Below are 21836 nucleotides of genomic sequence, written 5' to 3' on the forward strand. Positions count from 1 at the left end.
GGTTATTTCCGCTTGTTCGCAGATTTGGTTGTCTGATGACGCTGCTGGTCATCAGACGCGCTCCTGCAGCGTTAGCCACGTAGAATGGCCGTCACGGGAATAGGCGGGGCGGCGTACGGTGAATTTGCAGCAAGGTTTTGTGCTCACGCGGCATTGGCGCGATACCGCGGCGGGTACCGAGGTGGAGTTCTGGTTGGCGACCGACGCTGGTCCACGTCGCCTGCGGGTGCCGTACCAGCCTTCGGTTGCCTTTGTTCCGGCGGCGCAGCAGCGTAAGGTCGAGATGCTGCTCAAGGGCGAGCGCGACGTTGAGCTGCGGCCCTTGAACCTGACCGATTTCCGCCATCGCCCGGTGGTCGGGTTGTATTGCAAGCAGCACCGTCAGTTGATGAATCTCGAGAAGCGCCTGCGTGGTGCAGGACTGGATGTGTACGAGGGCGACATTCGCCCGCCGGAGCGCTACCTGATGGAGCGCTTCATCACCGCGCCGGTCAGCTATACCGGCCAGCCGGATGCAGATGGCGTATGGGTCGAGGCGCAGATCAAACCTGCCCCGAACTATCGGCCGCAGCTCAGACTAGTCTCGCTGGATATCGAAACCACCATGCGTGGCGAGCTGTATTCCATTGCGCTGGAAGGCTGCGGGGAGCGGCAGGTCTACATGCTCGGCCCGGCCAACGGCGATGGCTCCGGCGTGGATTTCGAACTGGAATATTGCGACAGCCGCAAACAGCTGATCGAACGGTTGAACGGCTGGATGGCACGGCATGACCCAGACGGCATCATCGGCTGGAACCTGGTGCAGTTCGATCTGCGGGTGCTGCGTGATCAGGCTCAGCGCTATCAGGTACCGCTGCGCCTGGGCCGTGGCGGGGAAGAAATGGCCTGGCGCGAGCACGGCAGCCGAGGCAACCATTTCTTCGCCGCAGCGGCGGGGCGGCTGATCATCAATGGCATCGAGGCCCTGCGTTCGGCGACCTGGAGTTTCACCTCGTTCAGCCTGGAAAACGTCGCGCAAACCTTGCTCGGTGAGGGCAAAGCCATCGACACGCCCTATCAGCGCATGGACGAAATCAACCGCATGTTCGCCGAGGACAAGCCGGCCTTGGCGCGCTACAACCTCAAGGACTGCGAACTGGTCACGCGCATCTTCGCCAAGACCGAACTGCTGACGTTTTTGCTCGAACGGGCCACCGTCACCGGGTTGCCAGCCGACCGTAGCGGTGGGTCGGTGGCAGCCTTCGAACACCTCTACATCCCGCTGATGCACCGCCAGGGCTTCGTCGCGCCCAACCTGGGCGAGCGACCACCGGAGGCCAGCCCCGGCGGTTTCGTGATGAATTCGCAGCCGGGCCTGTACGAGTCAGTGCTGGTGCTGGACTACAAAAGCCTCTACCCCTCGATCATCCGTACCTTTCTGATCGATCCGGTGGGGCTGGTCGAAGGCATGCGCCAGCCGGAAGACGGCGACACGGTGCCCGGCTTTCGCGGCGCGCGGTTCTCGCGTACACGGCATTGCCTGCCGGCCATCGTCGAACGCGTCTGGGAAGGCCGCGAGTCGGCCAAGCGTGAAGGCAACAAGCCGCTGTCCCAGGCGCTGAAAATCATCATGAATGCTTTCTACGGCGTGCTCGGCTCAAGCGGCTGTCGTTTTTTCGATCCGCGGCTGGCCTCGTCGATCACCTTGCGTGGCCACGAGATCATGCGCCGCACCCGTGAGCTGATCGAAGCCGAGGGCTACAGCGTTATCTACGGTGATACCGACTCCACTTTCGTCTGGCTCAAGCGCGCCCGCAGCGACGAGGACGCGGCGCGTATCGGCAAGGGGTTGGTGCAGCAGATCAACCAGTGGTGGCGCGAGCATCTACAGCGCGAGTTCGGTCTGCATAGCGCGTTGGAGTTGCAGTTCGAGACCCACTTCAAGCGCTTTCTGATGCCAACCATTCGCGGCGCGGAAGAAGGCAGCAAGAAGCGCTATGCCGGGCTTGTCACCCGTGCGGACGGCAGTGATGGACTAGTGTTCAAAGGGCTGGAAACGGTGCGCACCGACTGGTCGCCACTGGCTCAGCAGTTCCAGCAGGAGTTGTACCGGCGCATCTTCAGCCGCGAGCCTTACCAAGACTACGTGCGCACCTACGTTCAGCGAACCCTGGCCGGTGAGCTGGACGACCTGCTGATCTTTCGCAAGCGCTTGCGTCGGCGCCTGGATGACTACGAGCGCAACGTTCCGCCGCACGTGCGGGCTGCGCGGATCGCTGACGAATTCAACCTGCAAAATGGTCGTCAGCGGCAATACCAGAATGGCGGCTGGATCAGCTACCTGATCACTGTCGCCGGGCCGGAGCCGCTCGAAGTGCGGCGGGCGCCAATCGATTACGACCATTACGTGACCCGTCAACTACAGCCTGTTGCCGATGCCATCCTGCCGTTCGTGAATGACAGCTTCAGCGCTCTGATCGACGAGCAGCTCGGCTTGTTCTAACGCCGGCCCTCAGCCGAGCTGACTTATGGCGGGAACCATCGCAACCCCAGCGAAATAAGTCAGAGCGTGGCGCTTTCAAAGCCCCCCTTGCCCGGTCCGTATTTTCTCAACAGAAGCGGACGTGACCGGACATGCATTCCAGCCATCCTTGAGCCTGATCAAGTTCAACCAGCGGTGGCCTGGTTAGCCTGTTTGCTTCTTTCAAGCAAACCCCCGAGGCCTCCTGCGATGGCCAAAAAATTTCCGCTCAACCCGCCGCACCCCGAGCGCATCTGCTGGGGTTGTGATCGCTATTGCCCGGCCGACTCGCTGGCCTGCGGTAATGGTGCCGGTCGAACTCAGCATCCGTCCGAGATGATGGGCGACGACTGGTACGAGTTCGGCGATTGGGGAGACCTGATCGCAACTGACAAGGGTGAAAAAAAGCAGTAACTAGCGCTGCCGATGTTGCTGCATGGATCGATCAGCGGCCGGCGCTAGCTGCCTGATCGAGCATCTGCCGCACCTTGCCGAGCAGTTCGCCAATCTGGAATGGCTTGATCACCATGTCCATTCCGGTGTCGAGGAAGCGATCTCGGCGCACCGCGTTTTCGGCGTAACCCGTCATGAACAACACGGGCAGAGCAGGGCGATGCGTTCGCGCTGCGTCAGCAAGCTCCCGCCCGGAAAGCTGAGGAAGCCCCACGTCGGTCAACAGCAGATCGACGCTGGAGTCATCCTGCAGCACCGACAGCGCTGTAGTGACGTCGCCGGCTTCGCTGCATCGGTAACCAGCCTCGCTCAGCATCTCGGCGACGAGCATGCGCACCGCTGGCATGTCCTCGACGATCAATACATGCTCGCCGTTACCCTGTGGCATGTCGTTGACCGAGGCGATTGTCGTTTCGCTTGCAATGGCTGCGGGTAACACCAGCGAGACTTCCGTGCCTTCGCCGACGACGCTGCTTAGCCTGGCTTCGCCCCCCGATTGCCGGGCGAACCCGTAGATCGATGACAACCCCAGGCCTGTGCCCTGGCCAAGCGGCTTAGTGGTAAAGAAGGGATCGAAGACCTTGCCAAGCACGTCCGGTGCGATGCCGGTACCGTCATCCTCCACCGTTAGCACCACATAGTTTCCGTCAGTCAGGTCCGCATCGCCATCGGAGCGCAATGCCGCGGTGCGGATGGTGATATTGCCGCCACGGGGCAGGGCGTCGCGTGCATTGATAACCAGATTGAGGATGGCGCTTTCAAGCTGGTTGGCATCGACCTGCGCCACCGCGCCTTGATCGGACAGTTCCAGATTCAAGGAAATATGCTCGCCGATGGTTCGCTGCAACAGCTCCTCGAGCGAGCGGATCTGCTCGTTGAGGTCGGCCGGGCGTGCATCCAGCGGCTGTTGGCGGGCGAAGGCCAACAGCCGGTTGGTCATCGACGCGGCGCTGCGCGCCGAATTCAGCGCGGTATCGGCAAAACGCAGAACCGCATCGGTGCGGCCTTCATACAGGCGCTTCTTGAGCAGTTCGATGCCGGTGATGATGCCGGTCAGCAGGTTGTTGAAATCGTGCGCGATGCCGCCGGTCAGCTTGCCCAGCGAATCCATTTTCTGCGCCTGCATCAACTGCCCTTCGGTGCGGACGCGCTCGGCGACTTCGCGGGCAAGCTCGTTGTTGGCATTGTCGAGCTGCTGGCGCTGCGAGCGCTCGCGTTGGCGCTGCTCGGTGATGTCTTCGATGACCACCAGTCCGAGCTCAGACGCTCGGTAAGGCGATACCTGCCACTTGGTTTCGCGGCGCTCGCCAGCCACTTCCAGGATCAAGGTGTCTTGCCAGCGAGAACCGCTTGCCAAGCTCTCTCGCAGCGTCTGCAGCTTTGTGTCCTGCCCGTCGGCAAGCCTCGCGGCCAGTGCGGTTGGCTCCGGTTGGTCCCCCAGCAGCAGGGACAGTGCACGGTTGCTTTCGTGAATTTGCAGCTGCGGGTCGATCACTGCAATCGGCGCCGCGACCTGAGAGAAGATCTCACGGAAGCGCGCCTCGCTTTCGCGCAACGCATGCTCGGTGTCGCGTACACGCAACAGCGTGCGCAAGGTGGCAAGGAGCACGTCCGGATCGACCGGGTGAATGAGGTAGGCGTCGGCGCCCGCATCCAGGCCGGTAATGATATCGCCGGTCTGGATCGAGGCTGCGGAGACATGGATGACCGGCAACAGCCGCGTGCCGTCATCGGTCCGCAGCTGGCGCACGATGTCGAAGCCGCTCATGTCAGGCAGGTTCACGTCGAGAATCAGCGCATCGATCGTGCCGGTGGCGATCAGGCCCAGTCCTTCGGTACCCGTTCCGGCTTCGAGCACGGCATAACCGTGGCGCTCCAACACCCGGCGTATTGCGTAGCGCGTGGCTGCGTTGTCGTCGACGACCAGCAGCTGGCTCTTATGCTCCATCAGTGCGCTCCGTGGAAATCGCGACAGGAATGACGACGTAGAACGTCGATCCCAGTCCCGGCTTGCTCTCGACGCCAACGCGACCGCCGAGCAGTTCGGCGAAGCGTTTGCACAGCGACAATCCCAGGCCGGTACCACGCAGACGCTTCTGCAGCGGTGTATCGATCTGTACGAAATCTTCGAACAGATTGCCGTGCATGTCTTCCGGAATGCCGATGCCTGTGTCCGTCACGGCGAAGCGCACCTCGCCGTCACCTTCGGCACAGGCAGAAATGCGCACCTCGCCGTTCTGCGTAAACTTGAGCGCATTGGAGATAAAGTTACGCAGAATCTGCGCGAGCTTTTTGTCGTCCGTGAAGAGCCGCGGCATGTCGTGCGGCTCCTCGAAAATCAGATCCACCGCGTTGGCATCGACGATCGGGCGAAACATTCCGCGCAGCGCCGCGAAGAGGTCAAACATGTCGAACCAGGCGGGCGATATGGTGATGCGGCCTGCCTCGATCTTCGCCAGATCGAGCAAGTCGTCAACCATGTCACTGAGTTCGCTGGCCGCGCCACTGATGAACAGCACCTGCTTATGCTGTTCCGGGCTGAGCGGGCCGTCCAATTCGTCGCTGAGCAAACGGGTAATGCTGCGAATGGACCCCAGCGGCGTACGGAACTCGTGGCTCATGTAGGACAGAAAACGGCTTTTCAGATCCGAGGCCTGTCGCAGCTGCTCGGCCTGGGTGTCGAGTTCGGCATACAGCGCGAGGACGCCCTGGTTGGTTTCCTCGAGCTCGCCGCGCAGCAGGTCGTTCTCGCTGCGCAGCTGTTGGATGAGGTCGTTCGTGTTCGAGTCAGTCAACGATTGCCTCCAGCGCAATCACCATAACGGTCACGTCATCGCGGCCACGACAGAAGTCGCGATGCAGCAGCGCTGCAATAATGGCCGGGTGACGATGGACAAGACCAGGGTAGTCGCGCAGATCCCAGCGTGACTGAAGTCCATCGCTGTACATGACCAGAAGCTGCGCCGAGTCGACCGGGTAGTCGAATGCAACGGCCTTGCGAAACTGAGAGCCCACGATGCCTGGGTGAGATGCCATGCCGCGACTCTTTTCGGCAGTCACCAGGCTGGCTCCGATGTTGCCGATACCAGCGAAACGCACCTTGCCAGCCTCATACAGCGCGATAGCTGCTGCGCCACCGCGTGAGCCGGTCATCGCCTGGTGCATGTCGAGCATATTGATCGTTGGGTCGGCAAACGAGTCCTCGGCAAACGCGGCAGCGCCGGCCAGACCGGCTTGCTCAGCATCTTCGCCATGGCCGATGCCGTCGATGATCAGCGCACTGAGCCGTGAACCATCGACAGCCAGATGCCAGACATCGCCGCAGGCCGGATCGTTTTTAAGAGAATGCTGGCTAACGCCGAACCGAAGTGGCAGGGCCGAAACATGGCGAGGGTACAGCTGCGCCAGCACCACCGATCCTTTGTTATCGGAGTGGATGTCGAACAGCTGAGCCTGGCGCGTGAGCGCACCGAGCCCTGTGCCCTGAGTGCCGCCGGTGGAAAAACCATCGGCCAGGCACACATTGGGATTGAAACCGGCGCCACGGTCGATGGCGATCAGCTCGATTCCCTGTCCGCTCTGAGCTGGTATCGCGCGCAGGTGCAGAGACCCATGATGCGCATGCTTGAGCAGGTTGGTGGCCAGCTCCGTTGCAACCAGTGCGACGCGTCCGGCATCGGTTTCATCGAATGCAAGTTCGACGGCGAGCGATTGCGCGACGCGGCGCGCATGGCCGACCTGGGTTTCGTCTTCGATCGCCAGAACGATGGTCATCGAGCCCTGAATATTCATGACCATTTGGTAATACTGATGCGTGTGCCGATGCCAGGAGTACTGTCGAGTTCGAAGGCATCCACCAGGCGCTTGGCACCGGTCAGTCCAAGCCCAAGGCCGCCACCGGAAGTCCAGCCGTCAGTCAACGCCAATTTGATGTCGGCGATGCCCGGGCCCTCATCACGGAAGGTCAGCCGGATGCCAGTGCGCGGGCCTTCGTCCACAACTTCCCAGTCCATATCGCCACCGCCGCCATAAACGACGGTGTTACGGGCCAGTTCGCTCACTGCAGTCACCAGCTTGGTCTGGTCGATCAAGCGCATGCCACAGTCCTGGGCCAGCTTGCGAACTGCCTGGCGGGCCAAAACCACATCCTGCTCGATCCGTACCGGTGTGCTGCCGCTGTCGCGCACGGTCATCTAGCGGCCATCCGTTTATGCAGCAGCTGCATGCCTCTTTCGACATTGAGCGCCGTGCTGACGCCCTGCAGCGTCAGGCTCAGCTCGACCAGCGTGATCGCTACCGCCGGCTGCATGCCGACCACGACGGTCTCGGCATCCATGATGCTGGACAGACCCGAGATCGAGCTGATCATGCGACCGATGAACGAATCGACCATGTCAAGCGCCGAGATGTCGATCAGCACCGCTTTGGCGGACGTCGAGTTGATGCGCTCGGCGAGATCGTCCTGGAGTGTCATGGCCAGTTGGTCATGCATGTCGACCTGAATGGTGACGAGCAGGAACTCGCCCATTTGCAGTATTGGGATGCGCTCCATTACACCGCCTTACTGACAGTCAGTCCGGAGCGACGCAGCGCAAGCGCCAGCGCATCGGCGAGAGAGGCCTTGGTGACGATGCCCTGAAGATCGAGACCCAGATGCACGATGGTCTGCGCAATCTGCGGACGTACGCCGCTGATGATGCAGTCAGCGCCCATCAGGCGGATGGCCGTAACGGTTTTAAGAAGGTGCTGCGCGACCAAGGTGTCCACGGTTGGCACGCCGGTGATGTCGATGATGGCGATTTCCGAACCGGTGTCTACGATGCGTTGCAACAGCGACTCCATCACCACTTGGGTGCGTTGCGAGTCGAGGGTGCCGATCATCGGCAGCGCGAGCACGCCGTCCCACAGCTTGACCACTGGTGTAGAGAGCTCCAGCAATTCCTCCTGCTGACGTTTGATGACCGATTCGCGGGACTTCTGGAAGGTGCGTACCGTGTGCAGGCCAAGTTGGTCGATCAGCTCGGATAACGCCCAGAGTTGTTCGGCCAGCACCGCCGGCTCATCGGCGTATTCAGCTTGCAACAGCGGCATCAACGGCCTTTTAAACGAGAAGATGAAACCGGCGGTTTGCTGCGAATCGAACCCCAGCAGCACGCGGCTGTGCGACAGCTGTTCGAGGAACTGGCGCATGCCGTCCCAGCTTCCGGCGCGCAAATCAGTGGATTCGGCCTGGCCTGCACCTTCGATCAGTAAACGGATGAACTCGGCCGTCTGCCGGCGAAACTCGTCAACCTTGACGTTGCGGTACATGCCACTGGCTTCGAGTTCACGAGTCCAGCTGTCGAGCAGCTCATGCTCTTTCTTGGCGATTGCGTTGAAGGTGCGTTGTTGCAATGAGGCCATTGGCGCGGGTCCTTTTGGGAGGTACAGCGATTGTCGGGTTTGATCCGGATTGCTGTCATGCGTTCCGGTAGCGCAGAACTAGTTCTGTCCGATATGCAGCCAGACACTAGGGGTTTTTAGCAAGCCGTAGAGCAGAACGAATCGAAGGCGTGATCATCCCACGCCCAATCAGGAAGTGAAGCCGGGACGTAATCCATGCGTTTTTCGGTGCGCATAGCCTGGTCCCGCCAGTGGCAAAGTGCTTTCATTTCGCCTCATGTCTATAGCCGGGTCAAGTTTGATCGTCAGCGTAACGTTCGGTTAAGGGGCTGCCTCTAGCAGACTGACGACCGTTTGGCAGATACCCGCAAGCTCTGCTTCAGAGACGCACAACCGGACCGACACAGGGAATGAAACCAACACCGGCGTGCACGGCCAGTTGTCGATCCACGGCTGACGGATGGCACTTCGCCTTTATTGATTATTCGGTCAAGATCCGCGCCCCTTATTTCATGAAGGCACCGTAATGCTGGTCGGTAGCTATAACGACACCCTGGTTTTCTTTTCGTTTGTTGTTGCCGTACTGGCGTCCTACACCGCGCTGGATATGGCCGGTCGGGTTGCGACGTCAACAGGCCGCGCGGCGCAATGGTGGTTGCTTGGCGGCGCGTTCTCGATGGGGCTGGGCATCTGGTCGATGCACTTCATTGGCATGCTTGCCTTCAGCCTGCCGATTCCGCTGGGTTATGACCCATCGATCACCGCGGGCTCGCTGGTCCTTTCGATTGGCGCTTCTGCGCTGGCGTTATGGCTAGTCTGCCAACGCAAGCTGCCGTGGAATCGTCTGATGCAGGGTGCGCTGCTGATCGGCGCAGGTATCTCGGCGATGCATTACAGCGGGATGGCCGCGCTGCGCATCCAGCCGGGTATCGTCTATGACATTGCATGGCTGGCCGCCTCGGTGTTGGTTGCGTTCATGGCGTCGGGCGCTGCGCTATGGCTGGCCTTCCGGCTACGCGCCAATCTGCAGCATGTGCGCGCCTGGCGCTGCGCCGCCGCGCTGGTGATGGGGCTCGCCATAGTCGGCATGCACTACACCGGCATGGCCGCTGCGGGCTTTCCGGAGGGCAGCTTCTGCGGTGCGGCTAACGGTGTTGACAGCAACTGGCTGGCGTTGCTGGTCATCGTGCTGACCCTCGCAGTGCTGGCGATCACCTTGATCGTTTCGGTGCTTGATGCGCGCCTGCAGGCTCGCACCTCAGTGCTAGCCAGCTCGCTGGAAAAGGCCAACGGCGAACTGCTGCAGCTGGCACTGCATGACAACCTGACCCGCTTGCCGAACCGTCTGTTGCTCGAGGACCGGCTCAGCCAGGCGCTCAAGGTGGCGCAACGTGAGCAGTCCCGCTTTGCGCTGATGTTTATGGACCTGGACGGCTTCAAGGCGGTGAACGATGCCTACGGTCATCACTTGGGCGACCAATTGCTGATCAGCGTGACCGGCCGACTTCGCGCCTGTACTCGCGCCCAGGACACGTTGGCGCGCCTCGGTGGAGATGAATTCGTATTGCTGGCAGCGATTGATGATCCGGACGACGCAGCCACTCTGGCAGCGCAACTGGTGCAGTGCGTCAGCGAGCCGTTCATGCTCTCGCGCTACACCCTGAGCGTTTCGTTGAGCATCGGTATCGCGGTCTACCCGGGTGACGGCGAGACCGAGCGCGATCTGCTGTTGCACGCCGACGCGGCGATGTATCACACCAAGAGTGCGGGGCGAAACGGCTACAGTTTTTTCGAGGCCTCGATGAACGCCAATACGGTCGAGCAATTGCAGCTATTGCATGACCTCCGGTTGGCTGTGTCCAACGGTGAGTTGCGGTTGCACTACCAACCCAAGTTCGAAGCACCGGCCGGGCCAGTACGAGGCTTCGAGGCTTTGTTGCGCTGGCAGCATCCGCAGCGTGGTTTGCTGTCACCGGACGCCTTTCTGCCGCTGGCGGAAAAAACCCGTCTGATCATCCCGATGGGCAAGTGGGTGCTGAACGAGGCCTGCCGGCAATTGCGGGAATGGCATCTGCAGGGCTTCAGCCATTGGACTGTAGCGGTGAACCTTTCAGCGGTTCAGTTCGAGCAACCCGACCTGGTCGGCACGGTGACCGACGCGATCGAGCTTCACCACATCCCGCCGCAGATGCTCACCATCGAGGTGACCGAAACCGTGGCCATGCGCGACCCGGAGTCCACCATCGATACGCTGGAGAAGCTCACACAGCTCGGTATCAAGGCATCGATTGACGACTTCGGAACGGGCTACTCGAGTTTGCTCTACCTCAAGCGCTTGCCGGCCAGTGAGTTGAAAATCGACCGTGCGTTCGTTAAGGAGATGAGCCCTGGCAATGAAGATTCGGTCATCGTTTCGGCCATCATCGCTTTGGCCAAGGCGCTGGGCTTGGAGGTTGTAGCAGAAGGCGTGGAAACGGCTGAGCAACAGGCATTTCTTACCGGCCTCGGTTGCGAAACGTTGCAAGGTTTCCTGTTGGACCGACCGATGGTGCCGGAGCAGATTCTGCAACGCGCCGCTCAGGCACAGCTCGGACCTTCGGCATTCGTCCGAACCAATGCTGAGTGGGTCGCTGAACCGAGCTGAGCACAGCTCGGTTCTCGTCGTCAGAACCAGCGGTCGTTGCGCTTGCGGCCGCGGGTCATGGCTGGAAGGATCAGCCCGAGCAGCAGTCCGGCCCCGGCGATGCTGCCGCCGTAGACCATGTAGCGCATCAGTACCTGATTGTTCTCATCGCCCAGGCGCGCCTGGGCATCACGCAGCTCTGACTCGGTCGCGGTGAGGGCTTCGTCCAGCGCCAAGCGGCGCGCTTCAAGCTCATCGATCAGCGCCTTGCGCGAATCAAGGGTTTCCTGCATGCCCTGGACGCGGGTTTTCCAGGAGTCGTCGATGGTTTTCAGCTCTTCGCTGAGTTCGGCCACTTGTTGCTCGAGCTGCGGCAGACGCTCTGCCTGACCCGGAACCTCCTGCAGATCGCTGCTGCGAATCCATACCCGGTCGCCATTTTCGCCGCGGACCTGGCTGTAGTCGCCGCTGGTCTCCAGCAGCTCGACCTTCTGGCCTGACGTAAGGCTGCCAACGATGCGATAGCCGTCGGTTGGGCCGCTGCGTACGTAGGTGGTGAGCGTGTCGCTGACCCAGCGATCATTGCTGGCCTGTTGGGCATGAGCGGGTGCGATGACCGCCAACAGCGTCCCGATCAGACCAGCGTTGAAAGCACGGCGCTGAGTTGCGGACCAGGACATACGGGATAAAAGTGCGATGAGACGACGAGATAGGGACATTAAAAGTATTCGCGTTGGCAATGGAGATCCCGCTGAGCGGGCCGAAACATAAGCGCAATTCCGGTCTGGCGAGCGCGCGACAGCAACGTGTTTCGATGCGTCGAACAGCGGCGCTCCGGAAGTGCCGATCGTAAGCGGGAGGATGCTTTCTCCCGTTAATTTGGCCACTGGGCCCTGTAGTTCTGCAGACTGGACTGACAGCGGGTAGCGCTTGGGGTTCATTAAATTTTCACGGTTTTGTGGCGTGTTCTGCTTTGCTATACGACAGTTCTGAGGCCGTGCGAATGACAACCTTACCGCTAGAGCGCTTCGACTGTCTGTACGCGGATCAGCACATGTTCCTGGCGAAAGCGTGTCTGCAGCGACTCGCGATATCCCTTCCACCAAGCTCGGTCCAGTTCGGACATCATCACTTCATAGACAACCAGGTCGTCGCGCACGGAATGGCTGTTGTCTTCTTGCCATAGCCCGTCGACAGGGGCTCGGCTGTGGGCGGTCAGGCCACCGAATTGGGTCACCAATTCGTCCCGCACATCGGCAAACAGCGACTTTGGCAATGCCTGTTGGGCGTTGTCATACAGTGGCAAAAACAGAAGGACGAGGTGCATGGTCAGGGTTCCTCAGCGATTGGCGTGCTTTGTGATACGACCTACTGGCGCACGCTCGATGCGACCGCTGCGGACCAACGGCAGCTCAGCGGCGAATTTGCAGGCGCGGCCGGACTCCAAGCACTACAAGCATTAGTTGGAGGTAACCCAAGATGGCATCGTCCACCCCCTCGGTAACCGCCCTACAGAAAGCGCAGGACATCACATCGCGCTGGGCCGACGGCGAGCTGGGCGCCGAAGAGGCGCAGCATGCACTTAAGTCGGTCTTCGATCACTGGCGGCCCGCTGAGGCCACGACCGACGCCGGGCAGGTCGCGGAGTCATCGCTGACTGCGGCGCGTATTGCCTTTCAGGATTGGCAGCAGCGCGGCGAAAACTGCGAGGAACTGGTCACGCAGCTGCGCTGGATTCTCGATCCTTCGAAAGACGGTATCACCGATCCGGCGCTCAACGTCTACGCGCCTCAGCGCCCGGATTGATGCCTTCGCTCAACGAGCCAGCAATACGATTACCGCGATCATCAACAGCAACGACACAGCTTGCCAGAACAGCACCGGGTTGCGCTCCAGAAGTGGCGGGCGAGCCTTGTTCAGAAAAGCCTGGTTCGGCTGGCGCAGCTCGAAGACGAACTCCGACAGATCCTCGTAGCGTTTGTAAGGGTCCGGATGCAGCGCCTTGCGCAGTACGTCATCAATCCACGCCGGTACGCCGCGGTCGTGCTCGCGGATGGAACGATAGCTGAGCTTGTTCTGCGCCGCGCGGGTGCGGCAGCTGGCAACTTGGGTGCCGTAGGGCAGGGCACCGGTCAGCATCTGGTAGGTGATCACCGCCAGCGAAAACATGTCGGAGCGGCTGCTACCGCTCTCGCCGAGGAAGTACTCCGGCGCCGTGTACTGGGCCGTGCCCAACAGTTCGTTGCGCTCGATGGGCGACGCCACTTCCATGATGCCGGCCACCCGCGTGGATCCGAAGTCGATGATTTTGACCGTGCCGGTGGCGTCGATCATGATGTTGGCCGGGCGCAGATCCTGATGCAGCATTTCCAGCCGGTGGAAGGCGCGAACGCCCTTGGCGATTTGCTCGACGATGCCGCGCACGGTTTCCAGATCCGGGCGGGGATGGTCGATCATCCATTGCGCCAGCGTCTGGCCTTCGATGTATTCGCTGACGCTATACAGGTAGTTGCGTTTGCGGGTCTGCAAGCATGGCTTGGCCACATGCGCGCTGTTGATGCGTCGCGCCACCCAGTCTTCCGTGAGAAACCGCTCCAGGTACTGCACGTCTCGTTGCAGGTCCATCGAGGGGGCCTTGATGATCACCGGCGCTTGGCTTTCGTCGTCGGTTGCGAGATACACATGGCTGCGGCTGCTGGCGTGCACCTCGCGCACGATGGTGTAGCCGTCGAATGCCGCGCGGGCTTCGAGAATGGGCGGGAAGGGCAGTTCGGTCAACTGCTGCAAGAGTTCGTCGGCAGCCTGCAGCGGCAGCGCGTCGATACGCAGGATTTGCACCGTCAGGTTGTCGTCGCTGCCCTGTTCCAGCGCCTGGGCGACGATGGCCCGTGCGGCTGCGTCCAGATCATCTGCGTAGTGAGCGATGGCACCGAGCATCGACGGTGCGCTGACGTACTCGTATACGCCATCGGTGGCGAGGATAAAGGTGTCGTCCACGTCGACCGGTTCGGCGCGATAGTCCAGATCCAGCTGTGGGTGGATGCCCAATGCGCGGCTCAGGTAACTCTTGTCTTCCGAGACCCACATTCGGTGGTCATTGGTCAGTTGCTCCAGCGCAGCGCCTTGGACGCGGTAGATACGCGAGTCGCCCGCATGAAAGAGGTGCGCCGTGGTCGATTTGATGACCATCGCGCTGAAGGTGCAAACATAACCACGATCCGGATCGAAGCGATAGGGGCTCTGTTGGCCCTGGGCGTGCAACCAGGAATTGGTTGCCATCAGCACTCGTTGCGCCGAGGTTTTCACTGACCAGGCATCGGAGGTGCAGTAGTAGTCAGCGAAAAAGCCACTGACGGCTGATTCGCTGGCAATGTGACTGACGGCGCTGCTGCTGATGCCATCCGCCAAGGCAATGGCGATGCCCTTGCTGCTCAGTTGTGGCTCTTTCGGAATGTAGACGCCGTGGAAGTCCTGGTTGGTTTCCTTGGCGCCCTTGTCGGTGTGTTGGCCCACCGAAACCTTGAGTTGACTGCTCATGCGCTCGAAATTTAACCCAACCCAACCCAACCCAACCCAGCCCTGCGGTTATCGCGGCTGGCTCGATTTTGAAAAAGCCAGCTTGCTGGCGAAGCTGCTCCACCGACCTTGGCGTCTGGCCCATAGCGTCGCCCTGCTATTCGCGAGCGAGCTCGCTCCTACGGGACGTGTTCCTGCTTCAGCCTTCATTGCCGCGGCTGGCTCGCTTTTGTGGGAGCCAGCTTGCTGGCGAAGCTGTTGGATATCGCTCGATTGCCGTCTCAACGCGCCACTGCACGCTTTGGTGCGGTCCGTACGTGGGTGGTGTAGAGCGTCAGGCCGGTGAAGGCCAGGCCGCCGACCAGGTTGCCCAGCGCAGTGGGGATTTCGTTCCAGACCATGTAATCCATGATCGAGAAGTTGCCGCCCATGATCATCGCCGAGGGGAACAGGAACATGTTCACCACCGAATGCTCGAAGCCCATGAAGAAGAACAGCATGATCGGCATCCACATGGCGATCACCTTGCCGCTGACCGAGGTGGAGATCATCGCGCCGACCACGCCCATCGAGACCATCCAGTTGCACAGCATGCCGCGCAGGAAGATGGTGAACCAGCCAGCGGCGCCGAACTCGGCATAACCCAGCGTACGCGCTTCACCGACGTGCGAGATCTTTTCGCCCACGGGACCCGGATCGGTGGAGAAGCCCATGGTGAAGACGAAGGCCATCATGAAGGCGACGGTGAGCGCTCCGCCGAAGTTACCCAGAAACACCAGCCCCCAATTGCGCAGCACGCCGTTGACGGTTACGCCCGGTCGCTTGTCCAGCAAGGCCAGCGGCGTGAGGACGAAGACGCCGGTGAGCAGGTCGAACCCCATCAAGTACAGCATGACGAAACCGACCGGGAAGAGCATGGCTCCTACCAGGGGCGAACCGGTTTGTACCGTGATGGTGATGGCAAAGACTGCTGCCAGCGCAAGGATGGCTCCGGCCATGAAGGCCCGAATCAAGGTATCCCGTGTGGACATGAAAATCTTGGACTCACCCGCGTCGACCATTTTGGTGACGAATTCCGAAGGGACGATGTAGGACATGGCGGTTCTCTGTGGGCGTTGTGGAGCCCGACCAAGAAGGTGCGGGCTGGATTCGTTTCTGGCCCGGCGAGGAGCCGGGCAATGGTGCGCTAAGGCTCGCGGTCAAGACCGCTCCCACAATCGGCCTGCGGGCGCGGTCGGGGGACGCCTAGTCTCGATCGCGAAAACTCAGTCGACGGCGATTTCTACCGCCTCGCCTTTGAGCCGCACCGCCCAAACGCGCAGGCGCTGCTCGGGATACTCAAGACAGGCGCCGTCCTGCAGCCGAAAGTGCTGTTTGTACAGCGGGGAGGCGATTACCAAATCGCCCTTGAGCTGCCCCAGAATGCCGCGGCCGATGACATTGGCGCCCGATTTCGGGTCCTTGTTGGCGACGGCGAAAACTTTCTCACCCGTCTCGGTTTCGGGCAGGTGGAACAGCGCCACCTGCTCGTCATCGAGCCAGGCGACCACGCCTGAATTGGCGACCAGATCACGACGGCTGCAGAGCGCCCGCCAGCTGACGTTTTCACTCGGTTGCATGCGTAAGGCGTTGGACTGGCTCATCAGAGCACCTCCTCGGTGACGGGAATCAGGTGAAGTTCGTGTGCATGTGCTGGGCGGCGCTGGCCGCGTTCCCTGACGAAGTGAACGTCCGGATCGCCGCGCTGGTCGTTGACGAAGGTGCGGAAGCGCTTGAGTTTTTCCGGGTCCTTGATGGCGTTGGCCCACTCGCATTCGTAGCGGTCGACCACCAGCTGCATCTGCGCTTCCAGCTCAGCGGCGAGGTTCAGGCTGTCATCGATGATGACTTCCTTGAGGTAATCGAGGCCGCCGTCCAAGGATTCGCGCCACACGGAGGTGCGTTGCAGCTTGTCCGCGGTGCGGATGTAGAACATCAGGAAGCGGTCGATGTAGCGGATCAGCGTTTCGTCATCGAGGTCAGTGGCGAACAGCTCGGCGTGACGCGGGCGCATGCCGCCATTGCCTGCCACATAGAGGTTCCAGCCGTTCTCGGTGGCGATCACGCCGATGTCCTTGCTCTGTGCTTCGGCGCATTCGCGGGTGCAACCGGAGACGCCGAACTTGATCTTGTGTGGTGAACGCAGGCCCTTGTAGCGATCCTCCAGGCGCAGCGCCATGCCGACACTGTCCTGCACGCCGTAGCGGCACCAGGTGCTGCCAACGCACGATTTCACCGTACGCAGGGATTTGCCGTAGGCATGGCCGGTTTCGAAGCCGGCCTCGATCAGCTCACCCCAGATATCCGGCAGCTCGTGCAGCTGCGCGCCGAACAGGTCGATGCGCTGACCGCCGGTGATCTTGGTGTAAAGGTCGTATTTCTTGGCGACAGCGCCGAGGGCGATCAGCTTGTCCGGGGTGATCTCACCGCCGGCGATGCGCGGCACCACCGAGTAGGTGCCGTTCTTCTGCATGTTGGCCATGAAGGTGTCGTTGGTGTCTTGCAGTGGGATCAGGCCTGGATCGGTGATCGGCTGGTTCCAGCAGGAGGCGAGAATCGAGCCCACCGCCGGCTTGCAGATGTCGCAGCCGGTGTGGCCGCGGCCGTGTTTGGCCAGCAGCTCATTGAAACTGATGATGCCTTCAACGCGGACGATGCCGTACAGCTCCTGGCGGGTATGAGCAAAGTGTTCGCATAGGCTTTTGTCGACTTCGACGCCACGAGCGGTCAGCTCGTGCTCGAAGACCTGCTTGAGCAGCGCGCTGCAGCCGCCGCAGCCGGTGCCAGCTTTGGTTGCGGCTTTCAACTCACCGAGGTCGGTGATGCCGGCGTCGACCTGACAGCACACCGCGCCTTTGGTGACGTTGTGGCATGAGCAGATCGTGGCGGTGTCGGGTAGCGCGTCGGCGCCCAGCGTCGGTGCGCCATCCGACAGCGGAAGGATCAGAGAGGACGGATCGGTCGGCAGCTTGATGCCGTTCTGCGCGTATTGCAGCAGGGTGTCGTAGTAACTGTTGTCGCCGATCAGCACCGCACCGATGACGCGCTTGCCGTCTTCGGACAGCACCAGACGGCGATAGCTGGCGTTGGCTTCGTCGATGAAGCGATAACTCTTGGCGCCGGGTGTGGCGGCGTGGGCATCACCGATGGAGCCGACGTCGACGCCGAGCAGCTTGAGCTTGGTGGACATGTCCGCGCCGCTGAATGGCTGGTGCGGCTCGCCGGTGAGCAGGGCTGCGACGTTACGTGCCATGGTGTAGCCGGGCGCGACCAAGCCGAAAATCATGCCGTTCCAGGATGCGCATTCACCGATGGCGTAGATCGAGGGGTCACTGGTGCGGTAGTCGCCATCGATCACGATGCCCCCGCGCGGGGCGATGTCCAGCTCGGCGCTGCGGGCCAGTGCATCCTGCGGGCGGATACCGGCGGAGAAGACGATCAGGTCGGTTTCCAGATACTCACATCTACCATCAGCGCCATCGTTGAAGTTCATCCGGTACGCGTATTCCTCACCGATGACGATTTCCTGCGTGGCGCGGGACAGGTGCACACCGACGCCCAGCGCCTCGATACGGGCCTTGAGCGCCTTACCGCCTTCCTCGTCCAGCTGAACGGGCATCAGGCGCGGGGCGAACTCGACCACATGCGCTTCAAGACCGAGGGACTTGAGTGCGTTGGCCGCTTCCAGACCAAGCAGGCCCCCACCGACCACCACGCCGCGCTTGGCATTGCTGGCGGCGGCGCGAATGGCGTCGAGGTCATCCAGGGTGCGGTAGACCAGACGCGAGTTGCCTTCGGCGCCTGGAATCGGCGGTACGAACGGGTAGGAACCGGTGGCCAGGATCAGCTTGTCGTACGGCTGGCGGCCTTCGCGGGTGACCACTTCCTTGCGCTCGCGGTCGATTTCCAGCACCTGCACGCCGAGGTGCATGTGCACGCCGTGAGCGGCGTAATAGTCCGCTTCGCACATGGCCAGGGAATCGGCATCGCGGCCACCGAAGTACTCGGACAGGTGAACGCGATCGTAGGCACGCTGGCGCTCTTCGCCGTACACGTGCAACTGATACTGGCTCAGCGCACCGCGCTCGATCAGCTGCTCGACACAGTGGTGTCCCACCATGCCGTTGCCGATCACGATCAATGTTTCGCTTTTGATCGGGGTGATGATTGCGTTCATGCCTGGTCCTCCGTCGATGCCGCGCTACGGCGTCGTCGTACAAAAACAAAAAAGGCGCCTGGAGCTGTCGGGCAGCTCCAGGCGCCTTTGCCTGGTATTCATGGAATGTGGGGGTGATGTGCGAGCGACGTTGCCCGTTGCACCCGTCCCGTGCCATGTGTGGCTGATGGTCTTCGTTGACCGCGGGAAGCTCTGCCGAATCGGTCGGCAGGTGTTGAAGGTGACTTAGCAGGTTGCATGCCAGTGTTGGGTGCAGGTGGCAGCGTCAGGGAACCGCTTCTAGGAACTGGTGGGCTGAAGCCCACCCTACGCAACCTCCGTCTACCGTAGGGTGGGCTTCAGCCCACCAATGATCCCCACAGCCCTCACATCCGTTTCCGCTTGCTGAGGCGCGGCACCGACCCAGAAGGGTGCGGTGCAAGAGACCGGTTCCCCTATTTGGGGCGATATGGCAGACGTTTTGGCCCGAAGCCGAACATTGCACCCCGGTAGTCGGTCAGTACACGACTTGCCGGTGGCCGCGTACTTATCCTGCTGCTGGCCTTACCAACTGACGAATCGCGGAGATCACTTGAACAAGGTCGTCGAACAACCTCTTTTGCTGGGCATGATGCGCCTGATGCAATACCCCGAACTGGCGCAGCCACAGGCGCTGCTGGGCTTTCTGGAGCGCTGCGTCGAGCGCGGCCTGAGTGGTTTCGACCACGCCGATATCTACGGTGGCGGTGACTGCGAAGCGCATTTCGGCGCAGCGCTAAAACTGCAACCGGCGTTGCGCGAGCAGGTCCAGCTGATCGGCAAGGCCGATATCGTGCCCGCTGCGCAGGACAGCTCGCGCTGGCAGGTCAAGCACTACAACACCCGAGCGGATTACCTCACCCAGGCGGTGGAGGGCTCGTTGAAGCGGTTGGGCGTGGAGCGCCTCGACGGCTTTCTACTGCACCGCCCCGATCCCTTACTGCGGGTCGATGAAGTCGCGCGGGCGCTGGATGATCTGGTCGGCAGCGGCAAGATCGGCTGGCTCGGGGTCTCCAATGCGGAGTTGCTGCACTGCCAGACGCTGGCGCGGGAGCTGCCGCTGCGTTGCAATCAGATCGAGCTGTCACTGCAGGCGCAGGACGCCGCGTGGGATGGTCGGTTGCACGCCATGGAAAGCGAAGGAGTGCATGTGCTGGCGTGGTCGCCGATGGGTGGTGGACGTTTCGGTCCTGAATTGCTGCGTGCGCTCGACGAGGTTGGCGCGGCGTTGAACGCCACAGCCAATCAGGTCGCCCTGGCCTGGCTGCGCAAGCTGCCCGGCAAGCCGGTGCCGATCCTCGGTAGCCTGCGCTGGGAGCGAATCGAGGAAGCGCTGCTGGGCGCCGAGCTGCAGCTTGATACTCAGACCTGGTTCTATCTCGCCCAGGCGGCGCGAGGGCATGAGGTTGCCTGACGCCCTTTGTGGCCTAGCCGTACGGTGCTTTTCGCCGAACGGTGCCGGCGTAATGGCGCTTATTCAGCTATAGCCATATTCCTGACACAGTGACTTTCTAAGGTGGTTCTCCGGTGCCAGAGTGCCGCGCATGTCGCACGGCGCAGGCCCCAAACGGATGGAGACACCCAACATGCGAATCCCGAAGCCGCTGGTCGTGGCGCTTGCCGCTGCGATCTCTGCCCCCGCCATGGCTGCCACCAATACCCTGGTGGGTTGGGCGATGATGCCTGCCGATACGTTCTCTGACGGCCCGACGTCGGGTCAGATGGCCAACGCGAACCCCTACGGCACCTTCGCGCCACCCTATGAAAACCGCCAGCCGGTACAGGGGTTCTCCGCCGTGCTGCCGGGCGCAGATGAAAACAGCTTCATATTCATGACCGACAACGGCTTCGGTGGGCAAACGAACTCTGCCGATACGCTGTTGCGGCTTTACAGTGTGCGGCCGGATTTCCGCACCGCCAGCGGCGGCAGCGGCAAGGTCAGCGCCAGCGACTATCTCAGCGGTGCGCCGCTGGCTCGCTTCACTCATCCGTCGCGCCTGACGCTCAACGACATCAATCAAAAGCTGGAACTGCCGATTCAGGCCGACTACCGCTTCTATTACAACGACGGCTCCAAGCCGCGCGTAGACAGTGCCATCGATTTCGGTCGCCTGCTGACGGGCGGCGACCTGGACGTCGAGTCGGTGCGCCGCGATAAGAACTGCGCCATGTGGTTTGGTGATGAGTTCGGTCCGTACCTGGTGAAGACCGATGCGTCCGGCACCGTTACCCGCAGCGCCATCTCGCTGCCGGGTGTCTATGCGCCGCAGCACGCGGATGTAGTGGCGGGGCGCGCGACTGCCAACCTGGGTGGGTCCGGTGGCTTCGAAGGCATGGCGATCAACCCGCGCGGTGACCGGCTGTACGCGCTGTTGGAAAAGTCGGTCAACGGCGATCCGGCCGGCACACTGCGCATCAACGAGTTCGACATCGATCAGGAGCGCTATAGCGGCAAGGTGTTCTTCTATCGCCTGCAGGCGCCGGAGCACGCCATCGGTGACATGACCGCGATCGACGAGACACGCTTTCTGGTCATCGAGCGCAATGGCGCTACCGCTACCAACGGCACCCCGTTCAAGAAGATCTACCTGATCGACATCCGTGGTGTCGCCAGTGGCGGTGCCGTGCATAAAACCGAAGTGGTCGACCTCATGCAACTGGCCGACCCCGACGACCTGAACGGCGACGGCCAGCGGTCATTCACCTTTCCCTACGTGACCATCGAAAGCGTGTTGCCGCTGGATGCGCGCACCTTGCTGGTCACCAACGACAACAACTTTCCTTATGGAGGAGGGCGTGGCCTCAACGCGGACGTCACCGAATTCCTGAAGATTCGCTTGGCCAAGCCGATTCCCGGCGTGCGCCCGCCGCATCTGCAACAGGCCAGGGATGCGCGTCGTTGCGATGTAACGGCAGGAGCGGGGCAGGGTTGAACTGCGCACAAGCTCGCCGGGCCGAGCGCTATCTAAAGAAAAAGGAATGGCTCGTCCCCGCAGGTGCGCGCACTACGCGCACCATTTGTCGGGTGGGCTTCAGCCCACCGATGGCGGCTCCGTCAGGTGGGCGCTAACCCTGTAGGGAGGGCTGTAGGGAGGGCTTCGGCCCACCCATAACGACGCAGTCCTCAG

Annotated in this window: 18 protein-coding genes; 6 read left to right on the plus strand and 12 right to left on the minus strand. The window is 61.5% G+C overall.

The genetic code is table 11. The annotated features are described in order from the left end of the window. The first annotated feature begins 118 nt into the window (after positions 1-118). Entirely contained in the window at positions 119-2482 is a 2364-nt protein-coding gene (locus tag BUE09_RS05120) for a DNA polymerase II (RefSeq protein ID WP_073299631.1), read from the plus strand. A 228-nt stretch (positions 2483-2710) separates the two neighbouring features. Beyond that, positions 2711-2914: a DUF3079 domain-containing protein gene (locus BUE09_RS05125; RefSeq protein WP_073299632.1), complete on the plus strand. Its 204-nt coding sequence runs from the start codon at positions 2711-2713 to the stop codon at positions 2912-2914. A 31-nt stretch (positions 2915-2945) separates the two neighbouring features. Here BUE09_RS05125 and BUE09_RS05130 read toward each other — a convergent pair whose 3' ends face one another. The 6 genes from BUE09_RS05130 to BUE09_RS05155 are packed head-to-tail and all read right to left on the minus strand — an operon-like array spanning position 2946 to position 8356. Then, the gene (locus tag BUE09_RS05130) at positions 2946-4901 is read right to left on the minus strand and encodes a response regulator (RefSeq protein WP_073299633.1); all 1956 of its coding nucleotides are present in this window, start codon (positions 4899-4901) and stop codon (positions 2946-2948) included. Continuing rightward, positions 4891-5748 (minus strand): sensor histidine kinase, encoded by an 858-nt coding sequence (locus BUE09_RS05135; protein ID WP_073299634.1) that lies wholly within the window; start codon positions 5746-5748, stop codon positions 4891-4893. Before BUE09_RS05135 ends, BUE09_RS05130 begins: the two co-directional genes overlap by 11 nt. Further along, entirely contained in the window at positions 5741-6745 is a 1005-nt protein-coding gene (locus BUE09_RS05140) for an ATP-binding protein (protein WP_073300269.1), read from the minus strand. The genes BUE09_RS05135 and BUE09_RS05140 overlap by 8 nt, the downstream gene beginning before the upstream one ends. Next, complete coding sequence (locus tag BUE09_RS05145) at positions 6742-7146, minus strand: anti-sigma regulatory factor (protein WP_073299635.1); 405 nt, start codon at positions 7144-7146, stop codon at positions 6742-6744. The genes BUE09_RS05140 and BUE09_RS05145 overlap by 4 nt, the downstream gene beginning before the upstream one ends. Further along, positions 7143-7505 (minus strand): STAS domain-containing protein, encoded by a 363-nt coding sequence (locus BUE09_RS05150; RefSeq protein ID WP_073299636.1) that lies wholly within the window; start codon positions 7503-7505, stop codon positions 7143-7145. Before BUE09_RS05150 ends, BUE09_RS05145 begins: the two co-directional genes overlap by 4 nt. Further along, positions 7505-8356, minus strand: a complete 852-nt coding sequence (locus BUE09_RS05155) for an STAS domain-containing protein (RefSeq protein WP_073299637.1) — start codon at positions 8354-8356, stop codon at positions 7505-7507. The genes BUE09_RS05150 and BUE09_RS05155 overlap by 1 nt, the downstream gene beginning before the upstream one ends. Before the next feature lie 505 nt (positions 8357-8861). Here BUE09_RS05155 and BUE09_RS05160 point away from each other — a divergent pair. Further along, complete coding sequence (locus tag BUE09_RS05160) at positions 8862-10979, plus strand: putative bifunctional diguanylate cyclase/phosphodiesterase (RefSeq protein ID WP_073299638.1); 2118 nt, start codon at positions 8862-8864, stop codon at positions 10977-10979. 20 nt (positions 10980-10999) lie between these two features. Here the strand turns inward: BUE09_RS05160 and BUE09_RS05165 are convergent, their stop codons facing one another. Both BUE09_RS05165 and BUE09_RS05170 read right to left on the minus strand, forming a co-directional pair. Next, the gene (locus BUE09_RS05165) at positions 11000-11638 is read right to left on the minus strand and encodes a TIGR04211 family SH3 domain-containing protein (protein WP_244153208.1); all 639 of its coding nucleotides are present in this window, start codon (positions 11636-11638) and stop codon (positions 11000-11002) included. Between the two features lie 338 nt (positions 11639-11976). After that, positions 11977-12285: a hypothetical protein gene (locus tag BUE09_RS05170; protein WP_073299640.1), complete on the minus strand. Its 309-nt coding sequence runs from the start codon at positions 12283-12285 to the stop codon at positions 11977-11979. Positions 12286-12437: 152 nt separating this feature from the next. On the opposite strand from BUE09_RS05170, the gene BUE09_RS05175 reads away from it, so the two are divergent. Beyond that, entirely contained in the window at positions 12438-12764 is a 327-nt protein-coding gene (locus BUE09_RS05175) for a hypothetical protein (RefSeq protein ID WP_073299641.1), read from the plus strand. A 9-nt stretch (positions 12765-12773) separates the two neighbouring features. Here the strand turns inward: BUE09_RS05175 and BUE09_RS05180 are convergent, their stop codons facing one another. From BUE09_RS05180 to nirB, 4 genes are all read right to left on the minus strand, one after another. Continuing rightward, positions 12774-14495, minus strand: coding sequence for a bifunctional protein-serine/threonine kinase/phosphatase (locus BUE09_RS05180; RefSeq protein WP_073299642.1), 1722 nt, complete (start codon positions 14493-14495; stop codon positions 12774-12776). 260 nt (positions 14496-14755) lie between these two features. Further along, on the minus strand, positions 14756-15571 hold the full coding sequence (locus BUE09_RS05185; RefSeq protein ID WP_073299643.1) for a formate/nitrite transporter family protein: 816 nt from the start codon (positions 15569-15571) through the stop codon (positions 14756-14758). A 168-nt stretch (positions 15572-15739) separates the two neighbouring features. Continuing rightward, positions 15740-16117, minus strand: a complete 378-nt coding sequence (gene nirD / locus BUE09_RS05190; RefSeq protein ID WP_073299644.1) for a nitrite reductase small subunit NirD — start codon at positions 16115-16117, stop codon at positions 15740-15742. Further along, positions 16117-18690 carry a nitrite reductase large subunit NirB gene (gene nirB, locus BUE09_RS05195; protein WP_073299645.1) on the minus strand — a complete coding sequence of 858 codons (2574 nt, stop codon included), beginning with the start codon at positions 18688-18690 and terminating at the stop codon, positions 16117-16119. Before nirB ends, nirD begins: the two co-directional genes overlap by 1 nt. A gap of 607 nt (positions 18691-19297) precedes the next feature. On the opposite strand from nirB, the gene BUE09_RS05200 reads away from it, so the two are divergent. Both BUE09_RS05200 and BUE09_RS05205 read left to right on the plus strand, forming a co-directional pair. Then, complete coding sequence (locus BUE09_RS05200) at positions 19298-20122, plus strand: aldo/keto reductase (protein ID WP_073300271.1); 825 nt, start codon at positions 19298-19300, stop codon at positions 20120-20122. A gap of 172 nt (positions 20123-20294) precedes the next feature. After that, positions 20295-21641, plus strand: coding sequence for an esterase-like activity of phytase family protein (locus BUE09_RS05205; protein ID WP_073299646.1), 1347 nt, complete (start codon positions 20295-20297; stop codon positions 21639-21641). Positions 21642-21836 lie beyond the last annotated feature (195 nt).

It is taken from the genome of Stutzerimonas xanthomarina DSM 18231 (genome assembly GCF_900129835.1).
GTDB lineage: Bacteria > Pseudomonadota > Gammaproteobacteria > Pseudomonadales > Pseudomonadaceae > Stutzerimonas > Stutzerimonas xanthomarina.

Coding starts and splice junctions, on each gene's coding strand:
- BUE09_RS05200 (WP_073300271.1), top strand. CDS start 19,298: ATGATGCGCCTGATGCAATACCCCGAACTGGCGCAGCCACAGGCGCTG.
- nirB (WP_073299645.1), bottom strand. CDS start 18,690: ATGAACGCAATCATCACCCCGATCAAAAGCGAAACATTGATCGTGATC.
- BUE09_RS05150 (WP_073299636.1), bottom strand. CDS start 7,505: ATGGAGCGCATCCCAATACTGCAAATGGGCGAGTTCCTGCTCGTCACC.
- BUE09_RS05185 (WP_073299643.1), bottom strand. CDS start 15,571: ATGTCCTACATCGTCCCTTCGGAATTCGTCACCAAAATGGTCGACGCG.
- BUE09_RS05170 (WP_073299640.1), bottom strand. CDS start 12,285: ATGCACCTCGTCCTTCTGTTTTTGCCACTGTATGACAACGCCCAACAG.
- BUE09_RS05130 (WP_073299633.1), bottom strand. CDS start 4,901: ATGGAGCATAAGAGCCAGCTGCTGGTCGTCGACGACAACGCAGCCACG.
- BUE09_RS05140 (WP_073300269.1), bottom strand. CDS start 6,745: ATGAATATTCAGGGCTCGATGACCATCGTTCTGGCGATCGAAGACGAA.
- BUE09_RS05145 (WP_073299635.1), bottom strand. CDS start 7,146: ATGACCGTGCGCGACAGCGGCAGCACACCGGTACGGATCGAGCAGGAT.
- BUE09_RS05180 (WP_073299642.1), bottom strand. CDS start 14,495: ATGAGCAGTCAACTCAAGGTTTCGGTGGGCCAACACACCGACAAGGGC.
- BUE09_RS05175 (WP_073299641.1), top strand. CDS start 12,438: ATGGCATCGTCCACCCCCTCGGTAACCGCCCTACAGAAAGCGCAGGAC.
- BUE09_RS05165 (WP_244153208.1), bottom strand. CDS start 11,638: ATGTCCTGGTCCGCAACTCAGCGCCGTGCTTTCAACGCTGGTCTGATC.
- BUE09_RS05125 (WP_073299632.1), top strand. CDS start 2,711: ATGGCCAAAAAATTTCCGCTCAACCCGCCGCACCCCGAGCGCATCTGC.
- BUE09_RS05160 (WP_073299638.1), top strand. CDS start 8,862: ATGCTGGTCGGTAGCTATAACGACACCCTGGTTTTCTTTTCGTTTGTT.
- BUE09_RS05155 (WP_073299637.1), bottom strand. CDS start 8,356: ATGGCCTCATTGCAACAACGCACCTTCAACGCAATCGCCAAGAAAGAG.
- nirD (WP_073299644.1), bottom strand. CDS start 16,117: ATGAGCCAGTCCAACGCCTTACGCATGCAACCGAGTGAAAACGTCAGC.
- BUE09_RS05205 (WP_073299646.1), top strand. CDS start 20,295: ATGCGAATCCCGAAGCCGCTGGTCGTGGCGCTTGCCGCTGCGATCTCT.